A 19,161-nucleotide genomic window follows, 5' to 3' on the forward strand; every position below is an offset into this window, starting at 1 on the left:
CTTGCCCACTGCGCTCCTTCGCGAGCCGCACGGGTCAGCTCGTCCAGAAAAACGGAGAACAACAACAAATGATGTCCCGCACCCCCCTCGCCGTCGCCATCGCCGCCCTCGGCAGTCTGTCCGCCCTGTCCCTGCCGGCCGCAGCAGCAGGTTTCGTCGAGGACAGCAAGGCTTCGCTGAACCTGCGCAACTACTACATCAACCGCGACTTCCGCCATGCCGACAGCACCGCACAGAGCCGCGCCGAGGAATGGACACAGAGCTTCATCCTCAACGTGCAGTCTGGCTACACCCCGGGTCCGGTCGGCTTCGGCGTCGACGCCATGGGCTTGTACTCGGTGAAGCTCGACGGCGGCGAAGGCACCCGCGGCACCCAGCTACTGCCGATCCACGACGACGGCAAGCCGGCCGACGACTACGGCCGCCTGGCGGTGGCTGGCAAGGCCAAGCTGTCCAACACCGAGCTGAAGGTCGGCGAGATGATGCCGGTGCTGCCGATCCTGCGCTCGGACGACGGCCGTTCGCTGCCGCAAACCTTCCAGGGCGGCATGCTGACCTCCAGGGAAATCACCGGCCTGACTCTGCACGGCGGCCAGTTCCGCCAGAACAGCCCGCGCAACGACGCCAGCATGGAGGACATGAACGCCTTCGGCGCCACCTCCGACCGCTTCAACTACGCCGGCGGCGAGTACCGCTTCAACCAGGACCGCACCCTGGTCGGCGTCTGGTACGCCGAGCTGGAGGACATCTACGACCAGCAGTACTTCAACCTGGTGCACAGCCAGCCGCTCGGCGACTGGACCCTGGGCGCCAACCTCGGCTACTTCATCGGCGGCGAGCACGGCGACGAACTGGCCGGCGAGCTGGACAACAAGACCGCCTCGGGCCTGTTCTCCGCCAGGTACAAGGCGCACACCTTCTACGTCGGCCTGCAGAAGGTCAGCGGCGACAACGGCTGGATGCGCGTCAACGGCACCAGCGGCGGCACCCTGGCCAACGACAGCCTCAACGCCAGCTTCGACAACCCCGACGAGCGCTCCTGGCAGGTACGCTACGACTACGACTTCGCCGCCCTCGGCGTGCCCGGCCTGACTAGCATGGTCCGCTACATCAAGGGCGACGACATCGACGTCAACGCCGCCATCGACGACGGCTCGGAGTGGATCCGCGACATCGAGCTGGCCTACACCGTGCAGGCCGGTCCGCTGAAGAGCCTCAACGTCAAGTGGCGCACCTCGAGCATCCGCAAGGACTGGGTGAGCAACGGCACCGACTTCGACGAGCACCGCCTGATCGTCAACTACCCGCTGAACATCTTCTGATCGCGTGCAACACCGGTCGCTGTGGCAGCGGCGGCCGTCTCCCGGGATGATTCGTCCCTCTTCGGCCCGTCCTCGCGACGGGCTCTTTTTTCGACGGAGTCTATGGCCTGGGGACAGGCGTGCCGGCATAGGGCTCGACCCTGTCCTGCTCGGCCGGATCGTTGCGCGCCACGACCGCGCGGGCCAGCTCGCTGGTGCTGAGGTTGATTGCCTCGTGCGGCACGCCGGGCGGGATGAACAGGAACTCGCCGGCTTCGCTGACGATCTCGTTCTCCAGTGCCGCGCCCCAGCGGGTGAGGACGCGGCCTTCGAGCACGTAGATGCCTGTCTCGTAACCGAGGTGCAGGTGCGGTTCGGCCCGCCCGCCGGGCGGGATGACCACCAGGTGCATGGACAGCCCCTGTGCGCCAACCGTCTGCCCCGAGATGCCGACGAAATAGGGCAGCCGCTGGCGGGTCATCACCTCGGTATCGGGGCGTACGGCTTGCACCTTGCGCTCGTCTGCGGCCATGGCTGTTTCCTCCGCGAGTGCGCAACGGCTGACACCAGACAACTATAGCGGGAGTCCTGTGCACTACTGCGCGGAGGCCATGCCAGGGGGCCACTCCTCGTACTGGGGGAGCGCATCGGTGATGTCGTGCCAGCAGGCTTTCGATCCGACGAAGATATGTTCGCTCGGCCGCATGCCGGGATCGTCGTCCAGGCTTCCCACCGCGACCTCGCCGACCTTGCCGGCATGCATGCACACAAGCGGCGAGCCGCAGTTCCCGCAGAAGCAGCGCAGGGTGCCGGGCGAGGACTCATGACCGCAGACGCACTCCTCGCCCGCCACCCAGCGGAACTGCCCGGGATCGATGATGCCCCAGGTGACGAATGCGGCCCCGTGCGACTTGCGGCAGATCGAGCAATGGCAGTTGCCGACGAACTTGAAGGCGCCGGCAATCTCGTAGCGCACGGTTCCGCACCGACAGCTGCCGCGCATGGTCATGTCAGCGCCTCCGGAGTCTTCGGCATGTGTGGTGCAGCATAGCCGACAGCGCAGGCACGGGCGGGACCGGCTGGACGGCACGGCGGCCTCGGCTGGAGAATCGACCGGGCCAGCAGCCCGGAACGCCGTCCATGCCGCACCGCACCGATCCGCCCTTCACCCCCGACCTGTTCGGCGAGACGCCCGCCGAGCTGCCGCGCGAGGAGCGTCTGGGCGCCCAGGCGCTGCTGCTGCGCGGCTTCGCCCTGCCCTTCGTCGACGCGCTGTTGCCGGCGCTGGCGGCAGTGGAAGCGGCGGCGCCGTTCCGCATCATGCTCACCCCCGGCGGCCAGGCGATGTCGGTGGCGCTGACCAACTGCGGCGAGCTGGGCTGGATCAGCGACCGCCGCGGCTATCGCTACAGCCCGCTCGATCCGCTGAGCGGGCGGCCGTGGCCGGCGCTGCCGCAGGCATTCCTCCGCCTGGCGCGGGAGGCGGCGACGGCCGCCGGATTCGCCGACTTCACCCCGGACGCCTGCCTGGTCAACCGCTACCTGCCGGGCACGCGCATGAGCCTGCACCAGGACCGCGACGAGCGCAGCTTCGAGCATCCCATCGTCTCGGTGTCGCTGGGCATCCCGGCGGTGTTTCTGTTCGGCGGCCACGCGCGGCGCGACCCGGCGCAGCGGGTGCCGCTGCTGCACGGCGACGTGGTGGTGTGGGGCGGCGCGGACCGCCTGCGCTTCCACGGCATCCTGCCAGTCAAGGAGGCGGTGCATCCGCTGCTCGGCGCGCAGCGGATCAACTTCACCCTGCGCAAGGCCGGGTGAACCCCCTGCTCAGCGCCGGCTGAGCCCCATCGCCCGGTCGATCCTGTCGAGCAGGCGCATGCTCGGCAGGCAGGCGGCGAAGGAGGATTCGGGCGTGCGTCCCTCGCGGATGGCGGCGAGGAACTCGGCGTCCTGGCGGGCGAAGCTGCTGCCCTCGGGCACCTGCTGGATGATGCCCTCGTGGTCCTTCAGCTCGTCGCGGTAGGCGTGCAGGGTCGCCTCCTCGCCGATGTAGCGGTAGTGGCCGCCGAACGGGCCGCGGGCGTTGAACGACAGCACCAGGGTGGCCATCGCCCCGCTGCGCGCGCGCAGGCCGATGTTCATGTCCATCGGGATGCCCAGCTCGGGGTGGCGCGGGCCGGCGCTGCCCCACACGTCCAGCTCGAAGTCGTCGAGCAGCCAGGCGAACAGGTCGACGCTGTGGCAGGCGTGGTGCCAGAGCAGGCAGTCGGTCCAGCTGCGCGGCTGGCCGAACATGTTGCGGTTGTCGCGGCGCAGGAACCAGGTCTCCGCCACCAGATGCTGCAGGTGGAATTCGCCGGCGGCGATGCGCCGCTTCAGCTCCACGTGCGGCGCGCTGAAGCGCCGGGTGTGGGCGACCATGCACACCTTGTCGGTCGCCGCCGCCTCGGCCGCCAGACGCTCGGCGTCGACGAGATTCAGGCTCATGGGGATCTCGGCCAGCACGTGCTTGCCGGCGGCAATCGCCGCGCTGGCCTGCGCGGCATGCAGCGGGCTCGGGCTGGCGAGGATCACCGCGTCGATATCGCCGCGCGCCAGGCACGCCTGGTAGTCGAGCGAATGCGCGGGGATGCCCCATTTGGCGGCGAAGGCCGCCGTATCGGCGGCCACGCCGCCGGCGACGCAGACCACCTCGGCGCCGGATATTTCCTGCAAAGCGGTCATATGGATGCCGGCGATGGCGCCCTCGCCGGCGAGCAGGATGCGGATCGGCTGGTTGTGCATGGAAGTCTCCGGATCAGGCGTGGCGGCGGGCCTGCAGCCAGGCGCTGCCCAGGCCACTGAGGGCGATCACGCCCATGCCGAGCAGAGCGCCGGAGTCCGGCGCGTGGTCGAAGAGCAGGAAGCCATAGAGCACGGCGAAGAAGATCTGCAGGTAGCTGAACGGCGCCAGCAGCACCGGCGAGCTGTACTGGAAAGCCACGGTCAGCAGCATGTGCCCGGTCACCGCGATCACCCCGAGGGAGAGCATCCCCAGCAGCTGGGGCCAGGCCGGCAGGCCGCTCCAGAACAGCGGCAGCAGCAGGGTCAGGCAGGTGGCGCCGACCAGCCCGGTGACCAGGTTGGTGGTGGCGGCGCTGTCGCGGGTGCCGATGCGCCGGGTCAGCAGCTGGAAGATCGCATAGCTGCAGGCCGAGGCCACCGGCAGCAGCATGGCCGGCGTCAGCAGGCCGCCGCCGGGGCGCACGATGATCAGCACGCCGGCGAAGCCGACCGCCACCAGCAGCCACTGGGCCAGGCTGGCGCGCTCGCCGAGCATGGGGATGGCCAGCAGGATCACCAGCAGCGGGGTGAGAAAGTGCACCGCGGTGGCCTCGCCGATCGGCAGGTAGCGCAGGGCGAACAGGAAGAACAGGCTGATCGACAGCAGCGACAGGCCGCGCAGCACCTGCAGGCCCGGGCAATTGACCTTGAGCACGCGCAGGCCGTGGCGCGGCAGCTGCCAGGCGGCGAGCAGAAAGGTCTGCGCCAGATAACGCACCCAGAGGATCATCAGCACGCTGTTGAAGGCGGTGAGGTACTTCGACAGGCTGTCCAGCGAGGCGAAGGCGAACACCGCGGCGCAGGTCAGCAGGATGCCCTTGAGCGGGCGGGACATGGTCATCCGGAAAGGAGGTTCCTGGTCAGGTAGGCAGGGAGTGCTGCCCCGTCCGGGCGGACGGCGGCGGGCACAGGGGGCAATGTTAACTTATTAACCATACGTTCCACCTCCCGGCCACCGCCCCGCCTCCGTCACTCCAGCGACTCGACGCCCAGCTCGTTCCACACTTCCTCGGCCAGATGGAAGGTGGCGTTGGCCGCCGGGATGCCGCAGTAGATGGCGCTCTGCAGCAGCACTTCCTTGATCTCGTCGCGGCTCACGCCGTTATTGCGCGCGGCGCGCAGGTGCAGTTTGAGCTCGCCCTCGCGGTTCATGCCGATCAGCATGGCGATGGTGATCAGGCTGCGGGTGTGGCGCGGCAGGCCCGGGCGGGTCCAGATGTCGCCCCAGGCGTGGCGGGTGATCATTTCCTGGAACTCGCCGTTGAACTCGGTGATGTTCTTCAGGCTGCGGTCGACGTGGGCGTCGCCGAGCACCGCGCGGCGCACCTGCATGCCGGCTTCGTAGCGTTGTTTCTCGTCCATCGCTGGCTCCGTGAGAGGCTCGGCCTGCTCACCCGCGGGTGGCTGGCCTGATGATTATGGTGGCGGGTGCACTAGTGCGGCGCCCCGCCCCGCCCGGTCAGGCGGGCTGTATCTTGTAGGGTGGGCAACGGCGCAGCCTTGCCCACCGTGGCCGTTGGTGGACAAGCGCTGTGCGCGTTGTCCACCCTACGCCCGTACTTACTTCCTGAGGAACGCCAGCACCGCCTGGGTGAAGGCATCGCCGGCCTCGACGTTGGACAGGTGCGCAGCGTGGAACTCGACCAGCTCGGCGCCGGCAATGCGCTCCTGCATGAAGCGGCCGTGCTCGGGGGTGGTGACGGCGTCATGGCTGCCGCAGACGATCAGGGTCGGCGCAGTGATCGAAGCGATCTGCTCGCGGTAGTCGGCGTTGCGCACCGCGGCGCAGTTGGCGGCGTAGCCCTGCGGCGAGCTCTGCGCCAGCATGCCGACGATCGGCTCGGCCTTGGCCGGCTGGGCGCTGGCGAACTCGGCGGTGAACCAGCGGGCAATGGAGGCGTCGCGCAGGTCACGCATGGCCTGCTGACCACCGGCCAGCACGGTGTCGATGCGGGTGTTCCACACCTCGTCAGTGCCGATCTTCGCGCCGGTGTTGCACAGCACCAGCTTCTCCAGGCGCGCGCCGGCGTTGATGCCCAGCCACTGGCCAATCAGGCCGCCCATCGACAGGCCGCAGAAGGAAAACTTCTGGATGTCCAGCGCATCCAGCAGTGCCAGCACGTCGCGGCCGAGCTGTTCGATGCTGTACGGGCCTTCGGTGACCAGCGATGCGCCGTGGCCGCGGGTGTCGAAGCGCAGCACGCGGAACTCCTTGGCGAACGCCGGGATCTGCGCGTCCCACATGTGCAGGTCGGTGCCCAACGAGTTGGACAGCACCAGCACCGGCGCGCCGGCCGGGCCGTCCAGTTGGTAGTTCAGGGCGCCATCGGCGAGTTGCACGGTCGGCATGGAAGACTCCTTAGCGGTGGGTGGCGCGGTGTTCGGCCACGGCACGGGCGACCCAGCTCTGCGCCAGGCCGAGGTAATGGGACGGATCGAGCAGGCGATCCAGTTCAGCGGCGGACAGCTCGGCGGCAACCTCGGCGTGCTCACCGAGCACGGCACGCAGGTGGCGACCGTCGTTGACCGCCTGGCGGCAGCACTGCTCGACCAGGTGGTGGGCGCGCTCGCGGCCGATGCGCTGGGCCAGGGCGATGCTCACCGCCTCGGCCAGCACCAGGCCGCGGGTCAGGTCGAGGTTCTCGCGCATGCGCGCGGCATCGACTTCCAGCCCCGGCAGCAGCAGGCGCGCCTGTTGCAAGGCGCCGGACAGCAGGCAGCACAGCTCGGGCAGGGTTTCCCACTCGGCATGCCAGAGGCCGAGGCTGCGCTCGTGCTCCTGCGGCATGGCCGCCAGCATGGTGGCGACCAGCCCCGGCGCGCGGGTGGCGGCGCCGATCAGCACGGCGGCGCCGACCGGGTTGCGCTTGTGCGGCATGGTCGAGGAACCGCCCTTGCCGGGCGCGGCCGGCTCGAACGCCTCGCCCACGTCGGTCTGCATCAGCAGGCTGAGGTCGCGGCCGAGCTTGCCGAGGGTGCCGGCAAGCAGGCCGAGCCAGCCGGCGAACTCGACCAGACGGTCGCGCTGGGTGTGCCAGGGCTGCTCGGGCAAGGTCAGGTCCAGTTCGCGGGCCAGCGCCTCGGACACCGGCAGGGCCTGCTCGCCGAGCGCGGCCAGGGTGCCGGCGGCGCCGCCGAACTGCAGCACCAACAGGCGCGGCTTCAATTCGGCCAGGCGCTGACGCTGGCGGGTGACCGCGCCGAGCAGGCCGGCCAGCTTCATGCCGAGGGTCACCGGGGTGGCGTGCTGCAGCCAGGTGCGCCCGGCCAGCGGCGTGGCGGCGTGGCGCTCGGCCTGGGCGGCGAGGTCGTCGGCCAGCGCGGCCAGCTCGGTTTCGAAGATGTCGATGGCGGCGCGCAGTTGCAGCACCAGGCCGCTGTCCATGGCGTCCTGGCTGGTGGCGCCGAGGTGCACGTAGCGCTCGGCCTCGGCGTCGACGGCGGCGATCTGCCGGCCGAGGGCCTTGACCAGCGGGATCGCCGAGTTGCCGGCGCTGGCGATGGCGGTGGCCAGCGCGGGAATATCGTAGAGCTCGGCGCGGCAGGCCCCGGCGATGGGCGCTACGGCGGAAGCCGGGATCAGCCCGACCGCCGCCTCGGCACGCGCCAGCGCGGCCTCGAAGTCGAGCATGCCCTGCAGCCGGCCCTGGTCGCAGAACACCGCGCGCATCGGCGCGCTGGTGAAGTAGGCATCGAACAGTTGGTTGCTCAAGACGGTTTCATCCTGTGAGCGTGGGGATAGGACCAAGGTTGGCAGCGGAGCACGGCGGGGTCCAGCGCAGCCGCAGGGTGGGAAACTGCCGAAGGCAGTTCCCACCAATGGCGCGGGGCGTGGTGGAAGATCGCTGCGCGAGTCTTCCACCCTACGCCACTCCCCTGCTCCGCGTTGGCCGTCAAACGCGCTCGATGGCCAGCGCCAGACCCTGGCCGACGCCAATGCACATGGTGGCCAGGCCCAGCTTGCCGCCGGACTTCTCCAGCTGGTGCACGGCGGTCAGCACCAGGCGCGCGCCACTCATGCCCAGCGGGTGGCCGAGGGCGATGGCGCCGCCGTTCGGGTTGACCCGCGCGTCGTCGTCGGCGATGCCCAGCTCGCGCATGCAGGCCAGACCCTGGGCGGCGAAGGCTTCGTTGAGCTCGATCACGTCGAAGTCGGCGACTGCCAGGTTCAGGCGCTCGCAGAGCTTCTGCACCGCCGGCACCGGGCCGATGCCCATGATGCGCGGCTCGACACCGGCGCTGGCCATGCCGAGCACCTTGGCGCGCGGCTTGAGGCCGTACTTGGCCACCGCTTCGGCGGAAGCCAGGATCATCGCGGCGGCGCCGTCGTTGATGCCCGAGGCGTTGCCGGCGGTGACGGTCTTGCCCTCGCCGTTGACCGGCTTGAGCTTGGCCAAGGCTTCCGGCGTGGTGTCCGGGCGCGGATGCTCGTCGCTGTCGATGACGGTGTCGCCCTTCTTGCCCTTGATCACCACCGGGACGATTTCCTCGGCGTAGTAGCCCTCGGCCTGGGCACGACCGGCGCGCTGCTGGCTGCGCAAGGCGAAGGCGTCCTGGTCGGCGCGCGAGATGCCGAAGTCCTCGGCCACGTTGTCGGCGGTCTGCGGCATGGCCTCGACGCCGTACTGGGCTTTCAGCAGCGGGTTGACGAAGCGCCAGCCCATGGTGGTGTCTTCGATCTTCTGGCTGCGGCCGAAGGCGCTATCGGCCTTGCCCATCACATAGGGCGCACGGCTCATCGACTCGACGCCGCCGGCGATGGCCACCTCGATCTCGCCGAGGGCGATGGCGCGGAAGGCGCTGCCCACCGCGTCGAGGCCCGAGGCGCACAGACGGTTGAGGGTCACGCCCGGCACGCTCGGCGGCAGGCCGGCGAGCAGCAGCGACATGCGCGCCACGTTGCGGTTGTCCTCGCCGGCCTGGTTGGCGCACCCGTAGAACACGTCGTCGATGGCCGCCGGGTCGAGCTGCGGGTTGCGCTCGAGCAGGGCCTTCAGCGGAATGGCGCCGAGGTCGTCGGCGCGCACCGCGGCCAGCCCGCCGCCGAAGCGGCCGATGGGCGTACGGACGGCGTCGCAGATGTAGACTTCGCGGCTCATGCCTCACCTCCGACCTGGCCGCCGTGGGCGGCCGCGGTGCGGGCTTCCAGGGCGCGCAGTGCGTCGAGTTCGACGGCAGTCGGCTCCGGGGTGACGGTCACGTCGGCGGCGAAGCGGATCGCCCAGCCGGTGTTCTCGATCACCTGCTCGCGGGTCACGCCCGGGTGCAGGGCGGTGACGACGAATTCGTTGGTGCCGGCTTCCGGCTCCATGATGCACAGGTCGGTGATGATGCCGACCGGGCCCTTGCCCGGCAGGCCGAGCTGCTGGCGATGGTCGCCGCCCTCGCCGAAGCCGACCGAGGTGATGAAGTCGAGCTTGTCGACGAAGCTGCGGTGGCCCTGCTTGAGGATGATCAGCACTTCCTTGGCGCTGCCGGCGATTTCCGGGGCGCCGCCGGCGCCGGGCAGGCGCACCTTCGGCGCGGAGTAGTCGCCGACCACGGTGGTGTTGATGTTGCCGTACTTGTCGACCTGCGCCGCGCCGAGGAAGCCGACGTCGATGCGCCCGCCCTGCAGCCAGTAGCGGAAGATCTCGCCGGTGGGCACCACGGTGTCGGCGGTCTCGGCCAGCTCGCCGTCACCGATGGACAGCGGCAGCACGCTCGGCTTGGCGCCGATCGGGCCCGATTCGTAGATCAGCACCACGTCCGGGGACGAGGTCAGGCGCGCCAGGTTGGCGGCCTTGGACGGCAGGCCGATGCCGACGAAGCACACGGCGCCGTTCTTCAGGCGGCGGGCGGCGGCCACGGTCATCATTTCATTGGTGGTGTAGCTCATCACTGGGCCTCCTGCTGCGCGGCCAGCTTGGCCTTGAATTCGGAAAAATCGGCGGTGCCGCGGATAAAGGTGTCGATCCAGGCGGTGAAGGTGTCGCGGCTGCGGGCGATCGGGTCCCAGGCCTGGTAGAAGCGGTTGTCACGCTCGGAGTAGCCGTGGGCGTAGGACGGATGGGCGCCGCCCGGCACCACGCAGACGGCGGACAGCGCCCAGGTCGGCAGCACGCAGGCGTTCATCGGCGCGTTGAGGTCGTCGACGATCTCCTCGACGGTGACGATGGCGCGCTTGGCGGCCAGCACGGCTTCCTTCTGCACGCCGAGGATGCCCTGCACCAGCACGTTGCCCTTGCGGTCGGCCTTCTGCGCGTGGATCACGGTGACGTCCGGACGTACGCTCGGCACCGCGACCAGCTGCTCGCCGGTGAACGGGCAGTTGATGAACTTGATCAGCGGGTTGACCTTGGGCAGGTCGGAGCCGGCATAGGCGCGCAGCACGGCGAACGGCAGGCCGGAGGCGCCGGCGACGTAGGCGTTGGCCAGGTCGGCGTGGCTGTGCTCCTCGATCTCCAGGGCGTGCGGCCACTGCTTCTCCACCGCGTCGCGCAGGCGGTGCAGCGACCCCACGCCGGGGTTGCCGCCCCAGGAGAAGATCAGCTTCTTGGCGCAGCCGGAACCGATCAACTGGTCGTAGATCAGGTCGGGGGTCATGCGCACCAGGGTCAGCTCTTTCTTGCCCTGGCGAATGATCTCGTGACCGGCGGCAGTCGGAATCAGGTGGGTGAAGCCTTCGAGGGCAACGGTGTCGCCATCGTTGACGAAGCGCTGGACGGCTTCGCGCAGGGTGAGGATTTCGGCCATTGGCTGTGCTCTTGCTCGGTTGACGTCGTCCAGCGCATCGCGCCGGGCTGTGGGTCAACAGTAGGGAAGCGAGCCCTGCAGAACAATCCGATAATCGATGATCTGTTCGATAATCGGACCGTTCTTCAACCGCCAATGGCCGCGCACCTCAGCGCCACAACTGCGCGCCCAGCTCCCTGCTGGCCGCCAGCAGCGCCGGCAGGAAGCGCGTCTCCAGCTCCTGGCGGCTGACCCGGCCGGCGTGGCTGCTGACGTTCATCGCCGCCAGCACCTGGCCGCTGGCGTCGCGCACCGGTACGGCCACCGAGCGCAGGCTCTGCTCCAGCTCCTGGTCGACGATGCACCAGCCCTGCTCGCGCACCTGCATCAGGTTCTCCCACAGCGCCTCGGGGGTGTGCAGGGTGCGGCTGGTGCGCGGCTTGAGATCGGCGCGCGCCAGGTAGGCGCGCAGGCTGTCGTCGTCCAGCGCGGCGAGGAGGATGCGGCCCATCGAGGTGCAGTAGGCCGGCAGGCGGCTGCCGACGCTGAGGTCGACCGAGATCAGCCGCTGCGGAATCGCCGAGCGGGCGATGTAGAGCACCTCGTCGCCCTCCAGGGTGGCCAGGTTGCAGGCCTCATGCAGCTGCTCGCTGATGCGGTCGAGGAACGGCTGCGCCGACACCGCCAGCGGCGTCGACGACAGGTAGGCATGGCCGAGGGTCAGCACCTTGGGCAGCAGCGCGTAGGTGCGCCCGTCGGTGGCGACGTAGCCGAGCTGCATCAGGGTGTACAGGCAGCGCTGCACCGCGGCGCGCGGGATGCCGGTGCGGTGGCTGATCTGGGCGATGGTCAGGTGGCGCTTGCGCTCCTGGAAGGCGTTGATCACCGCCAGACCGCGCGCCAGCGAGGACATGAAGTTGGGATCGCCGCTGAACGCCTTGATCTGCTCGACGGCCAGCTGCTGCGGCGGCGGCGCCAGGCCGGACGGGGTGGGTTGCAGATCGCTCATGGGGCCTCCGGGGTGGGCGGGAAAGTTCAGTCGATTATCGAACCGAGGTCCGATAATCGCAAACCGCATCACTCAGGTCTGCAGGTAGCCCGCCTGCCCGAGCACGCCGATCAGCGTGCTGATGGTGACGAAGGCCAGCACGGTGGCCGCCACCAGCGCGGCGGCGCAGCGTTCCTCGAGGCCGAAGCGCAGGCCGAGGATCGGGTAGATGCTCATCATCGGTGCGCTGGCGAACAGCAGGCCGGCCACCTTGAGCTGCGGATCGATGTCCGGCACCAGGACGAAGGCGACCAGCAGCGCCAGCGGGTGGAGGACCAGCTTGCCGAGGGCGGTCTGCCCGACGTCCGCCCACATGCCGCGCGGCCGCAGGCCGTAGAGGGTGCCGCCGATGACGAACAGCGCCACCGGCGCCGAGGCACCGGCGAGCATGTCCACCACCCGGAACAGCAGCGGCGGCAGGCGCAGCTCCAGCAGCGACAGCAGCAAGCCGAGGGCGATGGCGCCGATCATCGGATTGCGCAGTAGGCGCAGGGCGGTTTCCCGGGCCAGCGCCCGGCCGCGGACGCCGGACTGCTGGCCGATCTCGGCCAGCGCCAGGGCCAGCGGAATCATCAGCAGGTTCTCCACCAGCATGCCGAGGGCCAAGGCCAGCGCCGCCGTGGGGCCGAGCACCATGACCACGATGGGATAGCCGATGAAGCCGCTGTTGGACACCGACATGCCCATCGCCAGGATGGCGCTGGCCGACAGGTCCTGGCCGCGCAGCCAGCGCGCCACCGCCAGGCCGCCGGCGAACACCGCCAGGGAGGCCAGCGCATAGGCCAGCAGGTAGGGGCCGTCGAGCACCTCGCCGAGGCTGCGCTCGCTGAGCGCCCGCAGCACCAGCGCCGGCAGGGCGAAGTTGATGACGAAGGCGCCCAGGCCGCGGATCTGCCCGCGGTCGATCAGGCCGCCGCGCACGGAAAGGAAGCCGAGGGCGATGAGGATGAAGATCGGCGCGGTGACGCCGAGCACGGCTAGCATGCCTGATACTCCCTGTGGTCGGCCGCCGTCAGCCGGCGCAGCTGCGCCAGGCGGCTGCGGGTGCGGCCGAAATCGATGTGGTTGACGCCGGCGCACAGCGCCTCCAGCGGCTGTTCGCCATGCAGCAGCAGCTCGCGGCCGGCGTCGTAGGCGATGTCGACGAAGTTGACCAGGCGCTGCTGGGCGTCCGCCGAGCAGCGCGCCAGCTCCGGCAGCCCGCTGACCGCCAGGCGCGCGAAGCGCCGGCACAGGTCGAGATAGTCGGCGCTGGCCAGCGGGCGCTGGCACAGCTCGGAGAAGGACAGCCACAACACTTCCCTGCCCTGCCCCAGCGGCTGGATCTGCCGCGGACCGAGCGCCAGCGGCGCTGCCGGCATGACCAGCTGCAGGCGCTCGGCCAGCAGCGTTTCGAGCCCGGCCTCCGGCGCCTGCAGGTAGTGGCCCCAGTGGCGGTCGCTGAGCGGGCGGTAGTCCACCCCGGCGGCCATCTCGACGACCAGGCAGTGGCGCTCGAGCAGTTCAGCGAAGGGCCTGAAGCGGCTGTGGTAGAGCGGATTGGGGCACAGCTGCGCAGGTGCGTAGTTGGAGCTGAACAGCAGGATGGTCCCGGCGTTCAGCAGCTGCTGCAGCAGGCGGCCGAGGAGGATGGCGTCGCCTATGTCGTGGACGTGGAATTCGTCGAAGCACAGCAGGTGCGCCTCGCCGGCCAGCTCGGCGGCGACCCGCGCCAGCGGATCGGCCTGGCCGCTGTGGACCAGCAGGCGCTGCTGCAGCTCCTGCAGCAGCTGGTGGACGTGCACGCGGCGCTTGGCTGTGAGCGGCGCGGCGGCGAACAGGCTGTCCAGCAGCAGGCTCTTGCCGCGCCCGACGCCGCCCCACAGATAGGCGCCGGCCGGCGCGCGACGGCGCCAGGCCGACGGCTGCAGGCGTGCCTGCAGCCAGTCGGCCAGCCGGGTCAGGGCCTGGTGCTGCGCCCCGTCCAGGGACAGGCCACGCGCGGCGAGCTGCGCGGCGGCCTGTCGGTACAGCGGGTTGCCAGGGGACTCAGAAGTCAAAGAACACCGTCTCGTTGTCACCCTGGATGCGGATGTCGAAGCGGTAGGCGGTCTTGCCGTCCACCTCGCAGCGCCTGGCGATCAGGGTCTGCCGGCGCTCCACCGCCTCGATCAGGTTGAGCACCGGATCGGCGGCGTTGGCCGCCACTTCGTCCTCGAAGTAGATGCGCGTCTGCAGGTGGATGTTGATCCCGCGGGCGAACAGCGACACGTTGATGTGCGGCGCCTGCCTGCCCACCGCGCCCGGCTTGACGGTCTGCACCGTCCACTCGCCGGCGTCGAAGGTGGTGGCGGTGCGGCCGAAACCGTTGAACGGCTTCTCCAGGTCGTAGGCGCAGTCGTAGACGCCCTCGTGGTTGGCCTGCCACAGCTCGAGGAAGGAGTCGCGCACCAGGTGGCCGTTGCCGTCGAACACGCGGCCGATCAGCACGATGTGCTCGCCGGCGGCGCCGGGCTTGGCCATCTCGTTCCAGACTTCCTGGTCACGGGTCGGGTTGCCGGCGGCGGCCAGGGCCAGGCCGATGTGCACGTAGGGGCCGGCGGTCTGCGAAGGGGTTTCCGGCAGCAGGTCGAAATTCATGGTCGGCTCCTCTCTCACTGGTTCTCGAAGTGGGTCTTGCGGTGGCCGCGCAGCACGATGTCGAAGCGGTAGGCCAGGCTGTCCATGGGCGTGCCCATGCTCATGTCCAGGCGACCGATCAGGGTCTGCACGGCGTCCGGGTTGGCGAGGGTGCGGACGATCGGGCACTTCGGAATCAGCGGATCGCCCTCGAAGTACATCTGAGTGATCAGCTTGGTGGAGATCGACGGGCCGGCGATGGACACGTGGATGTGCGACGGACGCCACTCGTTGGGGCCGTTGCGCCACGGGTAGGGACCCGGCTTGATGGTGCGGAAGAAGTAGTTGCCGTTGGCGTCGGTCAGGGTGCGGCCGACACCGCCGAAGTTGGGGTCGAGCGGCGCCAGGTAGCGGTCATTCTTGTGGCGGTAGCGGCCGCCGGCGTTGGCCTGCCACATCTCCACCAGGGTGTGCGGGATCGGTTGGCCGTACTGGTCGACCACGCGGCCGAACATGATGATGCGCTCGCCCACCGGCAGGCCGCCGTTGTTGAAGTTGAGCAGCAGGTCGTTGTCGTACTTGCCGAGCTTGAGGTGCGAGAAGTCCGGACCGGTGGTCTCGGAGATCGACTGCGGGATGCTCACCAGCGCCTGGCGCGGCGAGCGCGGCACGGAGGTCTTGTAGTCGGGGGTGTAGGCCTTCGGCTGCCAGTTGCGGTCACGGGTGACGAACCGGCTGTTTTCCGCGTCGTGCATGCTGCGTTCCTCTTGTTGGAGTTGTCGGAGCGGATCTGAGTGAGTTCAGTCTGCCCGGCTCCCCGCCGCGAGGAAATTGAATTGTACTGTTTGGTTCATAACCTATTGGTTATGTGTGCCCTCCCCGCTGCGCTCGGCGGCCACCTCGCGCAGCACGCTGCAGAACCACTGCGCCGCCAGCGGCAGCGGCCGCGCGCTGCTGGAGCAGATGCCGATGGAGCCGCCCGGTTCGCGGATGCCGAGGGCCGGTTCGGCCAGCACGCCGTCGGCCAGGTCCTGGCTCACCGCGTCCTGCGGCGCCACCCAGATCGCCTCGCTGCCCAGCACGTAGCGGCGGCCGAGAGCGATGGACAGGGTTTCCAGGCGCTGCGCGGCCGGCGGCACGCCCCACTGCACGAACAGGGCGTCGGCGTACTTGCGGATGGTGGTGCCGGCCGGCGGCAGCACCAGCGGATAGTCGGCCAGGCGCGCCAGCGCGCCCTCGCCCAGCGCCAGCAGCGGATGGCCGGCGCGCACCACCAGGGTCATCGATTCGCTGTACAGGTGCTCGAAGGTCAGGCCCTGGATCTCCGGGCTGTCGGTCATCCGCCCGACCACCAGATCCAGCTCGCCGACCTTGAGCTGGGCCAGCAGCTGGGCGCTGGAGCCGCCGGCGACCTGGATCACCAACGCGCCGTGGCGGGCGTGCAGCAGGGCGATGGTCTCGGGCAGCAGCTGGCTCTCCACCGTGGACAGCGCGCCGACGCGTACCTCGAGCGCCTGCGGCGCATGGCCGCGCACCACGCCGACGCCGTCGCGCAGCGCCTGCACGCAAGGGCCGGCGTAGCGCAGGAAGGTCTCCCCCGCCGGGGTGAGCACCACGCCGCCCTTGCCGCGCTCGAACAGCGGGTGGTCGAGTATCTCCTCGAGCTCCTTGAGGGTCTTGGAGATCGCCGGCTGGCTCACCGCCAGGCTGTCGGCGGCGCGGGCGAAGCTGCGCTGGCGGGCGATCTCCAGAAAGCAGGTGAGGTGGCGGAACTTGATGCGGTTATCGATGTTCAAGACGGCTATTCATCGCTAAGGGAGGATGGCCTAGATACTCCGTGCAACGTCACTATTGAGGCAAGCACTCCACATGACCTGTGGATATGCTACTCCTGACGATTAACAAGGCTTTGAACGTGGCGCTCAGCAGGTACACGCTGGCAACGCCCCGACGTCAGCGCCTCCGTCGCGCAGGCAAATAATCTGGCGCTGGCGATTCACCCTGGCGCATGTCGGCAAGGGCCAGCAGGCTCTGCTGATCTTGGAGCGACGCGGGCACCGGAGGGGCTGAGATGAGCTGGAAAGTGACTTGCCGTGACGCCGGCGACGGCAGCGGCGACGTAATCCTGGAGCTGCCCGACGATCTTCTGCAGGCCGCCGGCCTGGCGATGGGCGACACCCTGGAGGTGGAGCGCGACCCGAACGATGGCGCGGCGCTGCGGTTGACGAAGGTCGTGCGTTGCGAGGTGTGCGATGCCAGCACCGCCGAGACCGGCCATGGCGTCCTGCAGGCCCAGTGGCGCGACGGCGAGGCCGAGGGCATGCGCCTGTGCAAGTCCTGCTTCGGCTACGCGATGTCGACGCTCAAGCGCGAGCGCTGGGTTCTCCACATGTTCGATGACGACGAGCCATGATCCTGTTTCTCGACTTCGACGGTGTGCTCCACCCGCTGTTCACCCGTCCAGATTTGCCGCCGGAGGAGTCCCTGTTCTTCCGGGTACGGATGGTGGCCATGCGGCAGTCCTTCGAGATTGGTGGTAAATCTGATTTTTCAGGTGGTAAATTTTACCACTGACCTTCAAAAAACACCCGGAAACACCCAAAAAACCCCGGAAATGCACACCGCTGTGAACACCTCAAAACCTAGCTCAACCCCAGAAACCACGCGGCCTGAACCGTCCCGCCGCTTCAGCGTTGCGCCGATGATGGACGGGATCAAGCAACTCCTAACAGCATGATTTAAAAGAGCTTTAACGCCAATCACGCTGCCATGACGGCCCTATGACGTCACTCACCATTGACGCCCACTTGGGCGCTGCGCAGGTCACGGCGGAAGTTCTGCAGGCTGCGGCAGTCGCTGGGCGACCTGGAAACGGTCAGGGTCGGCCAACCACTCGGAGGAGTGAGGCGGCCATGCTTGCTGCCACGCCGGAAACCCCAGCCCTGGCTGACCAGTTGGCGGATCAGCCGGTCGACTTCCTTGTTCGAGCAGTATTTCATGCGCCCTCTCCTGCCAGCGCCGGGCTGTAGCGGGAACTGAAGCGCTCGGGGTCGAAGGCCATCTGGGCAAAGGCCGCCTCGGCGCCAGCCTCGAGGATCGGATGGCTGTAGGCAAAGCTCTGCCCGGCGATCAGCGGGCTGTTCTGGAAGAAACGCCCGTGGGATCGACCATCAGGTAGAACTCGCGCATGTCCTGGTTGTCCTCGGCACAGAGGACATGGCTGCAGGCGTGATGACGGGCGACGAAGGCAGTGAACTGGCGGTCGCTGACGACCAGGTCCTGGCTCACCACCGGTAGCATGCGCAGGACCTTCCACTTGTCCGGTGCGAGGCGGCGGATCAGCGGGCCGAGATCCTCACCATGGTTGAGCCGGTTGACCACGGTGTTGAACTTGAGGCGCAGGCCGAGGTTGGTCTGGCGAGCATTGGCCAGGCCGGTCGCTAGGTCATCCAGGTCGAGCAGCCGGTCGCGGCGGTCGACACGGCCGATGGCGCGATTGGTCGCCGGACAGGCCGAGTCGATGCTGATGCCCAGCCAGCTCAGCTGCGGCGCCAGTCGACCCAGCAGCTCATGGTCGAGGTGGCTGCCATTGCTGATCAGCGAAACCTTGAAGCCAAGGGCACGGGTCTGGCTGACGATACGGCAAGCGCTGGCGGGCCCGGCTCGCCAGTGACCGACCTGGCGCTCTGGTCAGCCTCCTGCCGCCAGGGGGCGCGGAAGGAAGTACAGCTCGTCACCACGCTGCAGACCGACCAGGCTGGCATGGCTCTTCACCACCTCGGCCTCGACCAGCTCGCCCTGCCCCTCGACCCTGAGGGTCACCCGGGTGATGGCGCCCAGCGGGCGGATGTCGCGCACCTCGGCGGCCAGATGGCCGGGCAGCGCCTCGCGCGCCAGCGACACCTCGTGCGGACGGAACAGGATGTGCCCCTCCTCGCCCAGGTGCAGGCGGTTGGAGTCGCCGAGGAAGTGGTAGACGAAGTCGCTGGCCGGCTGCTCGTAGACCTCGCCCGGCGCGCCGATCTGCTCGATCACCCCCTTGTTCATCACCACGATGCGGTCGGCGACTTCCATCGCCTCTTCCTGATCGTGGGTGACGAACACCGAGGTCAGGTTGATCTCCTCGTGCAGGCGCGCCAGCCAGCGGCGCAGCTCCTTGCGCACCTTGGCGTCCAGCGCGCCGAACGGCTCGTCGAGCAGGAGGATCTTCGGCTCCACCGCCAGGGCGCGGGCCAGGGCGATGCGCTGGCGCTGGCCGCCGGAGAGCTGTTCCGGATAGCGGTCGGCCAGCCAGTCGAGCTGCACCATGTTCAGCAGTTCGTGGACCTTGTCCCTGATCTGCGCTTCGCTGGGGCGCTCCTTTTTGGGCTTCATGCGCAGGCCGAAGGCGACGTTGTCGAACACCGTCATGTGGCGGAACAGCGCGTAGTGCTGGAACACGAAGCCGACGTTGCGGTCGCGCACGTCGTGGCCGGAAACGTCCTCACCATGGAAGGCGATGCTGCCCACGTCCGGAGTCTCCAGGCCGGCGATGATGCGCAGCAGGGTGGTCTTGCCGCAGCCGGACGGGCCGAGCAGCGCCACCAGCTCGCCGCTGTGGATGTCCAGGTTGATCGCGTCGAGGGCCTGGAAGGCGCCGAAGCGCTTGCTGACGTTGCGGATCTCGATACTCATGGC

At 68.9% G+C, this 19,161-nt stretch carries 23 protein-coding genes; 4 read left to right on the forward strand and 19 right to left on the reverse strand.

Translation table 11 applies throughout. The annotated features are described in order from the left end of the window. Positions 1 to 68: 68 nt before the first annotated feature. Positions 69 to 1,322, forward strand: coding sequence for an OprD family porin (locus SK095_RS06170; RefSeq protein ID WP_136490079.1), 1,254 nt, complete (start codon positions 69 to 71; stop codon positions 1,320 to 1,322). 100 nt (positions 1,323 to 1,422) lie between these two features. On the opposite strand, the gene SK095_RS06175 is transcribed toward SK095_RS06170, so the two are convergent. Both SK095_RS06175 and SK095_RS06180 read right to left on the reverse strand, forming a co-directional pair. Then, positions 1,423 to 1,812 carry a cupin domain-containing protein gene (locus SK095_RS06175; RefSeq protein ID WP_320548263.1) on the reverse strand — a complete coding sequence of 130 codons (390 nt, stop codon included), beginning with the start codon at positions 1,810 to 1,812 and terminating at the stop codon, positions 1,423 to 1,425. 84 nt (positions 1,813 to 1,896) lie between these two features. Beyond that, complete coding sequence (locus tag SK095_RS06180; RefSeq protein ID WP_320548264.1) at positions 1,897 to 2,310, reverse strand: GFA family protein; 414 nt, start codon at positions 2,308 to 2,310, stop codon at positions 1,897 to 1,899. A 131-nt stretch (positions 2,311 to 2,441) separates the two neighbouring features. Between SK095_RS06180 and alkB the strand changes: the two genes are divergently transcribed. Further along, positions 2,442 to 3,119, forward strand: coding sequence for a DNA oxidative demethylase AlkB (gene alkB / locus SK095_RS06185; RefSeq protein ID WP_320548265.1), 678 nt, complete (start codon positions 2,442 to 2,444; stop codon positions 3,117 to 3,119). Between the two features lie 9 nt (positions 3,120 to 3,128). On the opposite strand, the gene SK095_RS06190 is transcribed toward alkB, so the two are convergent. From SK095_RS06190 to pcaQ, 14 genes are all read right to left on the reverse strand, one after another. Beyond that, entirely contained in the window at positions 3,129 to 4,085 is a 957-nt protein-coding gene (locus SK095_RS06190) for a Gfo/Idh/MocA family oxidoreductase (protein WP_320548266.1), read from the reverse strand. A 13-nt stretch (positions 4,086 to 4,098) separates the two neighbouring features. Next, positions 4,099 to 4,965, reverse strand: coding sequence for a DMT family transporter (locus tag SK095_RS06195; protein WP_320548267.1), 867 nt, complete (start codon positions 4,963 to 4,965; stop codon positions 4,099 to 4,101). Positions 4,966 to 5,093: 128 nt separating this feature from the next. Then, a complete protein-coding gene (gene pcaC / locus SK095_RS06200) occupies positions 5,094 to 5,486 on the reverse strand; it encodes a 4-carboxymuconolactone decarboxylase (RefSeq protein WP_229605133.1) in 393 nt (130 codons plus the stop codon). A 198-nt stretch (positions 5,487 to 5,684) separates the two neighbouring features. After that, positions 5,685 to 6,473 (reverse strand): 3-oxoadipate enol-lactonase, encoded by a 789-nt coding sequence (pcaD, locus tag SK095_RS06205; RefSeq protein WP_320548268.1) that lies wholly within the window; start codon positions 6,471 to 6,473, stop codon positions 5,685 to 5,687. Positions 6,474 to 6,483: 10 nt separating this feature from the next. Next, the gene (locus SK095_RS06210; protein ID WP_414153873.1) at positions 6,484 to 7,872 is read right to left on the reverse strand and encodes a 3-carboxy-cis,cis-muconate cycloisomerase; all 1,389 of its coding nucleotides are present in this window, start codon (positions 7,870 to 7,872) and stop codon (positions 6,484 to 6,486) included. A 145-nt stretch (positions 7,873 to 8,017) separates the two neighbouring features. Beyond that, a complete protein-coding gene (gene pcaF, locus SK095_RS06215; protein ID WP_320548270.1) occupies positions 8,018 to 9,223 on the reverse strand; it encodes a 3-oxoadipyl-CoA thiolase in 1,206 nt (401 codons plus the stop codon). After that, entirely contained in the window at positions 9,220 to 10,005 is a 786-nt protein-coding gene (locus SK095_RS06220; protein ID WP_320548271.1) for a CoA-transferase subunit beta, read from the reverse strand. Before SK095_RS06220 ends, pcaF begins: the two co-directional genes overlap by 4 nt. Beyond that, positions 10,002 to 10,859, reverse strand: coding sequence for a CoA transferase subunit A (locus SK095_RS06225; RefSeq protein ID WP_320548272.1), 858 nt, complete (start codon positions 10,857 to 10,859; stop codon positions 10,002 to 10,004). The genes SK095_RS06220 and SK095_RS06225 overlap by 4 nt, the downstream gene beginning before the upstream one ends. A 148-nt stretch (positions 10,860 to 11,007) precedes the next feature. Beyond that, entirely contained in the window at positions 11,008 to 11,847 is an 840-nt protein-coding gene (locus SK095_RS06230; protein WP_320548273.1) for an IclR family transcriptional regulator, read from the reverse strand. A gap of 72 nt (positions 11,848 to 11,919) precedes the next feature. Continuing rightward, positions 11,920 to 12,870, reverse strand: coding sequence for an AEC family transporter (locus tag SK095_RS06235; protein ID WP_320548274.1), 951 nt, complete (start codon positions 12,868 to 12,870; stop codon positions 11,920 to 11,922). Then, positions 12,864 to 13,925: a cell division protein ZapE gene (zapE, locus tag SK095_RS06240; protein WP_320548275.1), complete on the reverse strand. Its 1,062-nt coding sequence runs from the start codon at positions 13,923 to 13,925 to the stop codon at positions 12,864 to 12,866. Before zapE ends, SK095_RS06235 begins: the two co-directional genes overlap by 7 nt. Continuing rightward, positions 13,915 to 14,505: a protocatechuate 3,4-dioxygenase subunit alpha gene (gene pcaG / locus SK095_RS06245; RefSeq protein ID WP_320548276.1), complete on the reverse strand. Its 591-nt coding sequence runs from the start codon at positions 14,503 to 14,505 to the stop codon at positions 13,915 to 13,917. Before pcaG ends, zapE begins: the two co-directional genes overlap by 11 nt. Positions 14,506 to 14,519: 14 nt before the next feature. After that, positions 14,520 to 15,239, reverse strand: coding sequence for a protocatechuate 3,4-dioxygenase subunit beta (gene pcaH / locus SK095_RS06250; RefSeq protein WP_320548277.1), 720 nt, complete (start codon positions 15,237 to 15,239; stop codon positions 14,520 to 14,522). Positions 15,240 to 15,341: 102 nt separating this feature from the next. Next, positions 15,342 to 16,280 carry a pca operon transcription factor PcaQ gene (pcaQ, locus tag SK095_RS06255; RefSeq protein WP_320548278.1) on the reverse strand — a complete coding sequence of 313 codons (939 nt, stop codon included), beginning with the start codon at positions 16,278 to 16,280 and terminating at the stop codon, positions 15,342 to 15,344. 275 nt (positions 16,281 to 16,555) lie between these two features. On the opposite strand from pcaQ, the gene SK095_RS06260 reads away from it, so the two are divergent. Together SK095_RS06260 and SK095_RS06265 are read left to right on the forward strand one after the other, a co-directional pair. Then, entirely contained in the window at positions 16,556 to 16,897 is a 342-nt protein-coding gene (locus SK095_RS06260; RefSeq protein WP_136490062.1) for a hypothetical protein, read from the forward strand. Continuing rightward, the gene (locus SK095_RS06265; RefSeq protein ID WP_168772518.1) at positions 16,894 to 17,058 is read left to right on the forward strand and encodes a hypothetical protein; all 165 of its coding nucleotides are present in this window, start codon (positions 16,894 to 16,896) and stop codon (positions 17,056 to 17,058) included. The genes SK095_RS06260 and SK095_RS06265 overlap by 4 nt, the downstream gene beginning before the upstream one ends. Before the next feature lie 212 nt (positions 17,059 to 17,270). On the opposite strand, the gene SK095_RS06270 is transcribed toward SK095_RS06265, so the two are convergent. The 3 genes from SK095_RS06270 to SK095_RS06280 form a co-directional block, all read right to left on the reverse strand. Continuing rightward, positions 17,271 to 17,483, reverse strand: coding sequence for a hypothetical protein (locus tag SK095_RS06270; RefSeq protein WP_320548279.1), 213 nt, complete (start codon positions 17,481 to 17,483; stop codon positions 17,271 to 17,273). A gap of 130 nt (positions 17,484 to 17,613) precedes the next feature. Continuing rightward, positions 17,614 to 18,123, reverse strand: a complete 510-nt coding sequence (locus tag SK095_RS06275; RefSeq protein ID WP_320548870.1) for a viperin family antiviral radical SAM protein — start codon at positions 18,121 to 18,123, stop codon at positions 17,614 to 17,616. 51 nt (positions 18,124 to 18,174) lie between these two features. Then, on the reverse strand, positions 18,175 to 19,158 hold the full coding sequence (locus tag SK095_RS06280) for a sulfate ABC transporter ATP-binding protein (protein ID WP_320548280.1): 984 nt from the start codon (positions 19,156 to 19,158) through the stop codon (positions 18,175 to 18,177). Positions 19,159 to 19,161: the final 3 nt, after the last annotated feature.

The sequence above is a fragment of the Pseudomonas sp. AN-1 genome (assembly GCF_034057115.1).
In the GTDB taxonomy this organism is placed as follows: Bacteria; Pseudomonadota; Gammaproteobacteria; order Pseudomonadales; family Pseudomonadaceae; genus Geopseudomonas.

Coding starts and splice junctions, on each gene's coding strand:
- pcaD (WP_320548268.1), bottom strand. CDS start 6,473: ATGCCGACCGTGCAACTCGCCGATGGCGCCCTGAACTACCAACTGGAC.
- SK095_RS06260 (WP_136490062.1), top strand. CDS start 16,556: ATGAGCTGGAAAGTGACTTGCCGTGACGCCGGCGACGGCAGCGGCGAC.
- SK095_RS06270 (WP_320548279.1), bottom strand. CDS start 17,483: ATGAAATACTGCTCGAACAAGGAAGTCGACCGGCTGATCCGCCAACTG.
- SK095_RS06180 (WP_320548264.1), bottom strand. CDS start 2,310: ATGACCATGCGCGGCAGCTGTCGGTGCGGAACCGTGCGCTACGAGATT.
- SK095_RS06190 (WP_320548266.1), bottom strand. CDS start 4,085: ATGCACAACCAGCCGATCCGCATCCTGCTCGCCGGCGAGGGCGCCATC.
- SK095_RS06225 (WP_320548272.1), bottom strand. CDS start 10,859: ATGGCCGAAATCCTCACCCTGCGCGAAGCCGTCCAGCGCTTCGTCAAC.
- SK095_RS06235 (WP_320548274.1), bottom strand. CDS start 12,870: ATGCTAGCCGTGCTCGGCGTCACCGCGCCGATCTTCATCCTCATCGCC.
- SK095_RS06170 (WP_136490079.1), top strand. CDS start 69: ATGATGTCCCGCACCCCCCTCGCCGTCGCCATCGCCGCCCTCGGCAGT.
- pcaH (WP_320548277.1), bottom strand. CDS start 15,239: ATGCACGACGCGGAAAACAGCCGGTTCGTCACCCGTGACCGCAACTGG.
- SK095_RS06265 (WP_168772518.1), top strand. CDS start 16,894: ATGATCCTGTTTCTCGACTTCGACGGTGTGCTCCACCCGCTGTTCACC.
- pcaF (WP_320548270.1), bottom strand. CDS start 9,223: ATGAGCCGCGAAGTCTACATCTGCGACGCCGTCCGTACGCCCATCGGC.
- SK095_RS06280 (WP_320548280.1), bottom strand. CDS start 19,158: ATGAGTATCGAGATCCGCAACGTCAGCAAGCGCTTCGGCGCCTTCCAG.
- SK095_RS06230 (WP_320548273.1), bottom strand. CDS start 11,847: ATGAGCGATCTGCAACCCACCCCGTCCGGCCTGGCGCCGCCGCCGCAG.
- SK095_RS06195 (WP_320548267.1), bottom strand. CDS start 4,965: ATGACCATGTCCCGCCCGCTCAAGGGCATCCTGCTGACCTGCGCCGCG.
- pcaC (WP_229605133.1), bottom strand. CDS start 5,486: ATGGACGAGAAACAACGCTACGAAGCCGGCATGCAGGTGCGCCGCGCG.
- alkB (WP_320548265.1), top strand. CDS start 2,442: ATGCCGCACCGCACCGATCCGCCCTTCACCCCCGACCTGTTCGGCGAG.
- pcaG (WP_320548276.1), bottom strand. CDS start 14,505: ATGAATTTCGACCTGCTGCCGGAAACCCCTTCGCAGACCGCCGGCCCC.